General features: G+C 58.0%; 1 protein-coding gene. It reads right to left on the reverse strand.

Going from position 1 to position 742, the window contains the following annotated elements; translation table 11 throughout:
• Window positions 1-91 precede the first annotated feature (91 nt).
• Window positions 92-742, reverse strand: a 651-nt coding sequence (locus A3730_RS25455) for a DUF2459 domain-containing protein (RefSeq protein ID WP_231884045.1), incomplete at its 5' end; no start/stop codon positions are given.

Below are 742 nucleotides of genomic sequence, written 5' to 3' on the forward strand. Positions count from 1 at the left end.
GAGCAGCAAAAACAGCATCCAGATGTTGATCGTTTTGTTTAACCATAAGGTTGAATTTATAGGTGCGGGAATGAATGTTCAACCATTTTGTTTAATGATGGCCGGGTTCCCGACAGGCGGTGCGTCCGGTGAGTTGCTGCATGACGCCGTTGGCGGTCAGCGTCAGGTAGCCCATGGGAATATCGAGAGCGGTGAGTCGCCGGGCCGTCCAGCTGTTACAGGTATTGCCGAGCCAGAAGGTACCGTGCGCAGGAAAGAAACGGCTGTCGCCATACAGCCCGGGGGCAGCGTCGATGGGGGTGCCGTTATCGTCCAGCACAAAGTCGTTGGCGATTGCCCGTTGCAGCGCTGCCAGTTGCATCCTGCTGACGCACAGCGGCTGAATATCCCCGTGGGGGAGCGTTTCGGGGTGCCGGTCAAGTGCGACCACATGCAGCACGCTGTTCGTTGGCCACAACATGGCGCGGACCAGTCGCCAGGTGCTGTTGTCCTGGCGGTAGAAGGCATCATCACCCCAACCCATTTCATAGTAGGCGGGTTTCGAAAAATAGGCAGGGAGAAACTGCAGTGCAGGATCGAGCTGCTCCGCAGGGAAGGCAATACCGGTATGCCAGCGATGGCGTACTACCAGTACGGTCACCTTGCTGTCATCGGCCGGGCTGTCGCCCGGTAACGACAGCAGCCCCGCAAGCATCACTACAGCAAAACGCATCATGGCCCCAGTGTAGCCGGTGATCTGATG

It is taken from the genome of Alcanivorax sp. HI0044 (assembly GCF_001634945.1).